Genomic DNA, 5647 nt, shown 5'->3' with positions numbered 1-5647 from the left:
GAGGTGGAGATCTCGGGGGTGGCGGTCACCGGGGTGGAGCCGTCCTGCATGGGGTTCACCATCCGCGATGTGGGGGCAAGGCTGCCCCACGACGGCCTGTTCACCCGCGAGGGGCCCCGCACCGAGGAACAACTCACCGAACTGGTGGGCCGGGTCCCCCTCAAGGAACTGGTGCGCGAGAGCACGGACATGATCGAGCGCCTGTGCATCGAGGCGGCCCTGGAACTGACCCAGAACAACCGGGCCTCGGCGGCGGAGATGCTGGGGCTCAGCCGCCAGAGCTTCTATGTCAAGTTACGCCGCTACGGCCTGGGGGATCCGGCCCCGGAGGATGGTGGATGATGATCCCGCAAGGACCTGTCCTGCGGGCCTGATGCCTTCCCTCAAGACAACTGTCAATGATGCTTGACGATCCCCGGGGCCGCGTATAAGTTACCCGCCATGTCCATGCCTGATCCGCGCGCAGCCTTCCAGCTGCTCCATCCCGTCACCTGGTTCCCGCCCATGTGGGCTTATGCCTGCGGCGTGGTGTCCGCCGGCGTGCCCCTGCAGGAACGCTGGCTTCTCCTCATTGTCGGTGTCTTTCTGGCCGGACCCTTGATCTGCGGCACCAGCCAGGTGGTGAACGACTGGTTCGACCGTCACGTGGACGCCATCAACGAGCCGGACCGCCCCATCCCCTCGGGCCGCGTGCCCGGTTACTGGGGGCTGTGGCTGGCCATCGGCTGGACCGTGCTTTCCCTGGCCGTGGCCACCCTCCTGGGCTTCTGGGGCTTCATGGCGGCGGTGGTGGGCATGATCCTGGCCTGGGCCTACAGTGCCCCGCCGACCCGCTTCAAGCGCAACGGCTGGTGGGGCAACTCCGCCGTGGCCATCGCCTATGAGGGGATCCCCTGGTTCACCGGCGTGGTGGTCATGGCCGGTGTCTTCCCGGACTGGCGCATCATCATCGTGGCGGTGCTCTACAGCATCGGCGCCCACGGCATCATGACCCTGAACGACTTCAAGTCGGTGGAGGGGGATACCCGCATGGGGCTGGGTTCCCTGCCGGTGAAGCTGGGGGTCCAGCGGGCGGCCAGGCTGGCCTGCTGGGTGATGGCCCTGCCCCAGGCGGCGGTGGCCGGCCTGCTCCTGGTCTGGGGTGCGCCGGTGTTCGCCCTGGCCGTGGCCGCCGTCCTGGCGGTGCAGGTGGGCCTCATGGCCCGCCTGCTGAAACGGCCCAAGGACCTGGCCCCCTGGTACAACGCCACCGGGGTCTCCCTCTACGTCAGCGGCATGATGGTCACCGCCTTCGCCCTGCGCGGCATGGGTCTGATGCAGCCGTGAGCCGTCCCGGGGTCCAGGTCGCCGCTGCATGCGGGCGCGGACCTGCCCCGGGCCGATCTCTCCCCCTTTCCTCCCCCGGCCCGTGCCCCCGGCACAGGGCGCCGATGTCGTGTGCGCATCCAGCGCCTGTGGCTGCGGGGATTTCCGTTGAACGTGCCGTCCCCATGGGATGTGCCGGAGTAGACAGGTGAATGCAATGTCCGAGAGCGAGAGCGTTGACGTCGTCGTCGTGGGGGGCGGCCCCGCCGGGGCCACCGCCGCCACCGACCTGGCCCGGGCCGGGCACCGGGTGATGCTGCTGGAGCGGGGCGGGCGCATCAAACCCTGCGGCGGCGCCATCCCGCCGGTGGCCATGACCGAGTTCGACCTGCCCGAATCCATCCTCGTGGCCAGGATCCGCTCGGCCCGCATGTTCTCCCCCGCCGACCGGCGGGTGGACATGCCCATCGAGGGGGGCTACGTGGGCATGGTGGACCGGGAGAGCTTCGATCCCTGGCTGCGCCGCCGGGCGGAGGAGGCCGGGGCCCGGGTCTGCACCGGCACCTACCAGCGCCTGGAACGGCCAGGGGAGGGGGTGACCGTGGTCTACAAGGATGCCGAAGGCCAGGAGCGGCGCGTACAGGGCCGGGTGGTCATCGGTGCCGACGGGGCCAACTCCCAGGTGGCCCGCCATGAGGTGGCCGGTGCGGACCGCATCCCCCAGGTGGCCGCCTACCACGAGATCATCAACGCCCCCGCCGCGGACAGCGGTGCCGAATACGAGCCGCAACGCTGTGATGTCTACTACCGCGGTGCCCTCTCCCCGGACTTCTATGCCTGGGTTTTCCCTCACGGCGACAAGGTGAGTGTGGGGGTGGGATCCGCCCATAAGGGCTTCTCCCTCAAGGGGGCCGTGGACGAACTCAAGCGCACCGCCGGACTGGACGGCTGCGAGGTGATCCGCCGCGAGGGGGCCCCGCTGCCCCTCTATCCCATGAAGCGCTGGGACAACGGCCGGGACGTGCTCCTGGCGGGGGACGCCGCCGGAGTGGTGGCGCCATCCTCAGGGGAGGGCATCTACTACGCCCTGCTGGGGGGGCGGCTGGCGGCCGGGGCCGTGGAGGCCTTTCTGGCCTCCGGCGATGCCAAGGCCCTGAGGCAGGCCCGCAAGCGTTTCATGAAGGCCCATGGACAGGTGTTCTGGATCCTGGGGATCATGCAGCGTTTCTGGTACAGCAGCGACAAGCGGCGCGAGCGCTTCGTTGCCATCTGCCGCGACAAGGATGTGCAGGAACTCACCTGGCAGGCCTACATGTACAAGAAGCTGGTGCGGGCCAAGCCCATGGCCCATATGCGCATCTTCTTCAAGGATATGGGCCATCTGCTGGGCCTGTCCCGGGTCTGAGGCCGGGTACGCCGGAAACGGGGCGGCATGATGACGGCATTCTTCGCCTCGGGACATGCGGTGGATCTCATCCTGGTGCTGATGGCCCTGGAGGGGGGCTGGCTCATGGGGTACCACCATCGTACCGGTCGGGGGCTTTCCATCCCCGCCGTGCTGGCCCTGCTGCTGCCCGGGGCGGCCCTCCTGCTGGCCCTGCGGGTGGCCCTCACCGGGGGCGCCTGGATCTGGATCGCCTTCTGGCTCATCGTCAGCCTGGCGATCCATTTCCTCGATCTGCGCAACCGCCTGAGGTGACCCATGGGGGTTGAGTCCGGCGCCACCCTCCTCACTGCCCGGCGCGATCCCCGCGCCAAGGGACGGCATCTGCAGGCCTGTCTCTCGGATGAGGTGGAATACCGCCGCTCCACGGGGCTGGAGCGGTTCGAACTGCGCAACCGCGCCCTGCCGGAGACGGCCCTGCATGGGGTGGACCTCTCCACCCGGCTGCTGGGCCGGCACATCCCCTTACCCCTGATGATCGCCCCCATGACCGGCGGGGATCCCCGCGCCCACGAGATCAACCGGCGTCTGGCCCGGGCGGCCCAGCGCTGGGGCCTGCCCATGGGGGTGGGCAGCCAGCGGGTGGGCATCGAGGACCCGGACCGGGCCCGTTACTTCCAGGTGCGTGCCGAGGCCCCCTCCATCCTGCTGTTCGCCAACATCGGCGGGGCCCAGCTGGTGAAGGGCTGGGGCCTGGAGCAGGCCATGCAGGCCGTGGAGATGATCGGCGCGGACGCCCTGTTCGTGCATCTGAACCCCATGCAGGAGGCGGTGCAGGGCGGGGATGCGGACTTCCGCGGTCTGGCGGAATGCCTGCAGGCCCTCTGCCGGGGGCTGCATGACGAGGGCATCCCCGTGTTCGTGCGCGAGGTGGGGTTTGGCCTGGGGGAGGGTACCTGCCGGCGGCTGCGGGCCTGCGGCGTGGATGGCATCGACTGCGCCGGGGCCGGCGGCACCTCCTGGGCACGGGTGGAGGCCGCCTGTGCCCGGGGGGAGCGGGCGCGGGCACTGGCCATGACCTTTGCCGAATGGGGCATCCCCACGGCCCAGAGCATCCTCAACTGTCGCCGGGCCAGTCCCACCGTCCCCCTCATCGCCAGCGGCGGTCTGCGCAGCGGGCTGGATCTGGCCAAGGCCATCGCCCTGGGGGCGGACCTGGGGGCCATGGCACGCCCCTTCCTGGTGGCCGCCGAGGCGGGGGATGCGGCCCTGGATGCCCTGGTGGAGGGGGTGATTTCGGAGCTGCAGGTGGCCCTGTTCGCCGCCGGGGCCGCGGACCTGTCGGCCCTGCGGGGGGCGGTGGCCCCTGTGGCGGGGGGAGGGCCCGGTTCGGCCTCGGCCTAGGCACCTGGCGGGATCGCCTGCGCCAGAAGCCCCCGGTTCAGACCGCGGGGCGGGGGGTCACACCAGGGGGAACATGGCCGCCAGGGTCCACCCCAGGAAGCCCGCCAGGGCGAGCCCGTCGGCCCAGGGCCGCTGTACCGGGCGGCTCAGCAGCAGGGGCAGGGCCAGCATGGCCGGCAGCAGGGGCAGGACGATGAACAGGAACTGCATCCCCTCCACCACGGCGGCCGCCAGGCCCATGCCCACCATCGTGATCAGGGCGATGCCCAGCCCCGTGCCAAACCCCCGCCAGCCGCCGCGTCCCTGCAGGGCCGTGGCCAGGGCCACCGCCCAGGGCAGGATGAGCAGGGCCAGCACCGGCAGGTAGGGCAGCCGGTGCAGGGGCGGCCACCACGGGATCCACAGCAGCGTCCCCAGGGCCCCGAAGGCCAGCACCAGGATCGCCAGCAGGGCCAGTCCCCAGGCCAGATCCCGCCACTGGGGCGCGGGCGGGCGCGTGCCCAGAAGCATCCAGACCCCGCCCGCCAGGGCTAGCCAGAGGGCGAACTGCGGCCCCACCACGATGCCTCCGATGCCGTCCAGGTGGATCCCCTGGCCGATGGCGTACAGGCCCAGGGTGGCGGCGGCACTGCTGATGGCCGCCCGGGCCAGGGGGCGGCGGTTGCGCCCCAGGCGGGCGGCCTCGGCGGCATCGATGCGGCGCCGGTCGGGATCGGCGATCAGCGGGGCCAGGGCCCGCCAGAGCACCACCACGGCCAGCAGATGCAGCACCCACCACAGCAGGGGGGTGGGGGGGGAGCCGGCGGGCGGTTCCAGGCCGAAGACGCGGGTGAGCCAGTCCACGGAGGCGTCGTGGGAGCGGGCGCTGAACAGCACCCCGATATGCTCGCTGCCGGGGACGATCAGCAGGTCCCGGGCCGTGCCCTGTTGCATGTCCCCGCCTTTGCCGCCGGCTTCCTGCAGCAGGGATTCCGCCGCCGCCCGGAAGGGGCCCTCGAAGGCCCCGGCCATGAGCAGGAGATTGGGGGGATGGGTGGCGTCGACTTCGGCCGGCCCCGGGGAGACGGCCACCACCGCGCGCACGGGCGGATCGGCCTCCCGCGCGGCGGCGATGACGGCGCCGGCCCCCAGGGAATGCCCCAGCAGGGCCAGGCGCTGGTTATCCACTTCCGGCTGCCGTGCCAGCAGCGTCAGGGCCGACTGCACATCGCGGCGGAACTGGTCCGGATCGTTCCACCAGTCCAGGGGCTTGCGGTTGGCCCCGTGGCCGCTCAGGTCCGGCAGGGCCACGGCCATGCCGGCATCGGCCAGGGCCAGGGCCCAGGTCCGCATGAGCCGGCCGGACCCGGCGAAGCCGTGGGCCACCACCACGCCGGGGACGGGTCCGGTCCGCCCCTCGGGCAGCAACAGGGTGACCGGGACGCCATCCCGGGTTGCATGGCGTTCCTGCACCCCCTCCTCCAGCGCCAGCACCTGCCACCAGGCGGTGACGATCAGCGCCAGGGCGATCAGGGCCAGAAGGATGCGGGGCAGGGGGCGGGGGGCGTTCATGGG

Annotated in this window: 6 protein-coding genes; 5 read left to right on the top strand and 1 reads right to left on the bottom strand. The window is 71.5% G+C overall.

Translation table 11 applies throughout. The features are described from left to right. From CKO33_RS13000 to fni, 5 genes are all read left to right on the top strand, one after another. A partial coding sequence (locus CKO33_RS13000) for a helix-turn-helix domain-containing protein (protein WP_274600769.1) occupies positions 1-342 on the top strand: 342 nt, incomplete at its 5' end. Positions 343-447: 105 nt separating this feature from the next. Then, positions 448-1326: a chlorophyll synthase ChlG gene (chlG, locus tag CKO33_RS12995; RefSeq protein ID WP_439099450.1), complete on the top strand. Its 879-nt coding sequence runs from the start codon at positions 448-450 to the stop codon at positions 1324-1326. Between the two features lie 196 nt (positions 1327-1522). Then, on the top strand, positions 1523-2710 hold the full coding sequence (locus CKO33_RS12990; RefSeq protein ID WP_200182655.1) for a geranylgeranyl diphosphate reductase: 1188 nt from the start codon (positions 1523-1525) through the stop codon (positions 2708-2710). A gap of 27 nt (positions 2711-2737) precedes the next feature. Then, the gene (locus CKO33_RS12985) at positions 2738-3004 is read left to right on the top strand and encodes a hypothetical protein (RefSeq protein ID WP_242472637.1); all 267 of its coding nucleotides are present in this window, start codon (positions 2738-2740) and stop codon (positions 3002-3004) included. Between the two features lie 3 nt (positions 3005-3007). Further along, positions 3008-4093, top strand: coding sequence for a type 2 isopentenyl-diphosphate Delta-isomerase (gene fni, locus CKO33_RS12980; protein ID WP_200182654.1), 1086 nt, complete (start codon positions 3008-3010; stop codon positions 4091-4093). A gap of 57 nt (positions 4094-4150) precedes the next feature. On the opposite strand, the gene CKO33_RS12975 is transcribed toward fni, so the two are convergent. Next, positions 4151-5647: alpha/beta hydrolase (locus CKO33_RS12975; RefSeq protein ID WP_200182653.1), on the bottom strand; the 1497-nt coding region annotated here is incomplete at its 5' end.

It is taken from the genome of Ectothiorhodospira mobilis (assembly GCF_016584115.1).
GTDB classification, from domain to species: Bacteria; Pseudomonadota; Gammaproteobacteria; order Ectothiorhodospirales; family Ectothiorhodospiraceae; genus Ectothiorhodospira; species Ectothiorhodospira mobilis.
The sequence above is the reverse complement of the archived record's forward strand: the minus strand, read 5'-3'. Positions and strand labels throughout refer to the sequence as shown.

Bases quoted from the DNA above. Each gene is read 5' to 3' on its own strand.
- CKO33_RS12990 (WP_200182655.1), top strand. From the start codon at position 1,523: ATGTCCGAGAGCGAGAGCGTTGACGTCGTCGTCGTGGGGGGCGGCCCC.
- CKO33_RS12985 (WP_242472637.1), top strand. From the start codon at position 2,738: ATGATGACGGCATTCTTCGCCTCGGGACATGCGGTGGATCTCATCCTG.
- fni (WP_200182654.1), top strand. From the start codon at position 3,008: ATGGGGGTTGAGTCCGGCGCCACCCTCCTCACTGCCCGGCGCGATCCC.
- chlG (WP_439099450.1), top strand. From the start codon at position 448: ATGCCTGATCCGCGCGCAGCCTTCCAGCTGCTCCATCCCGTCACCTGG.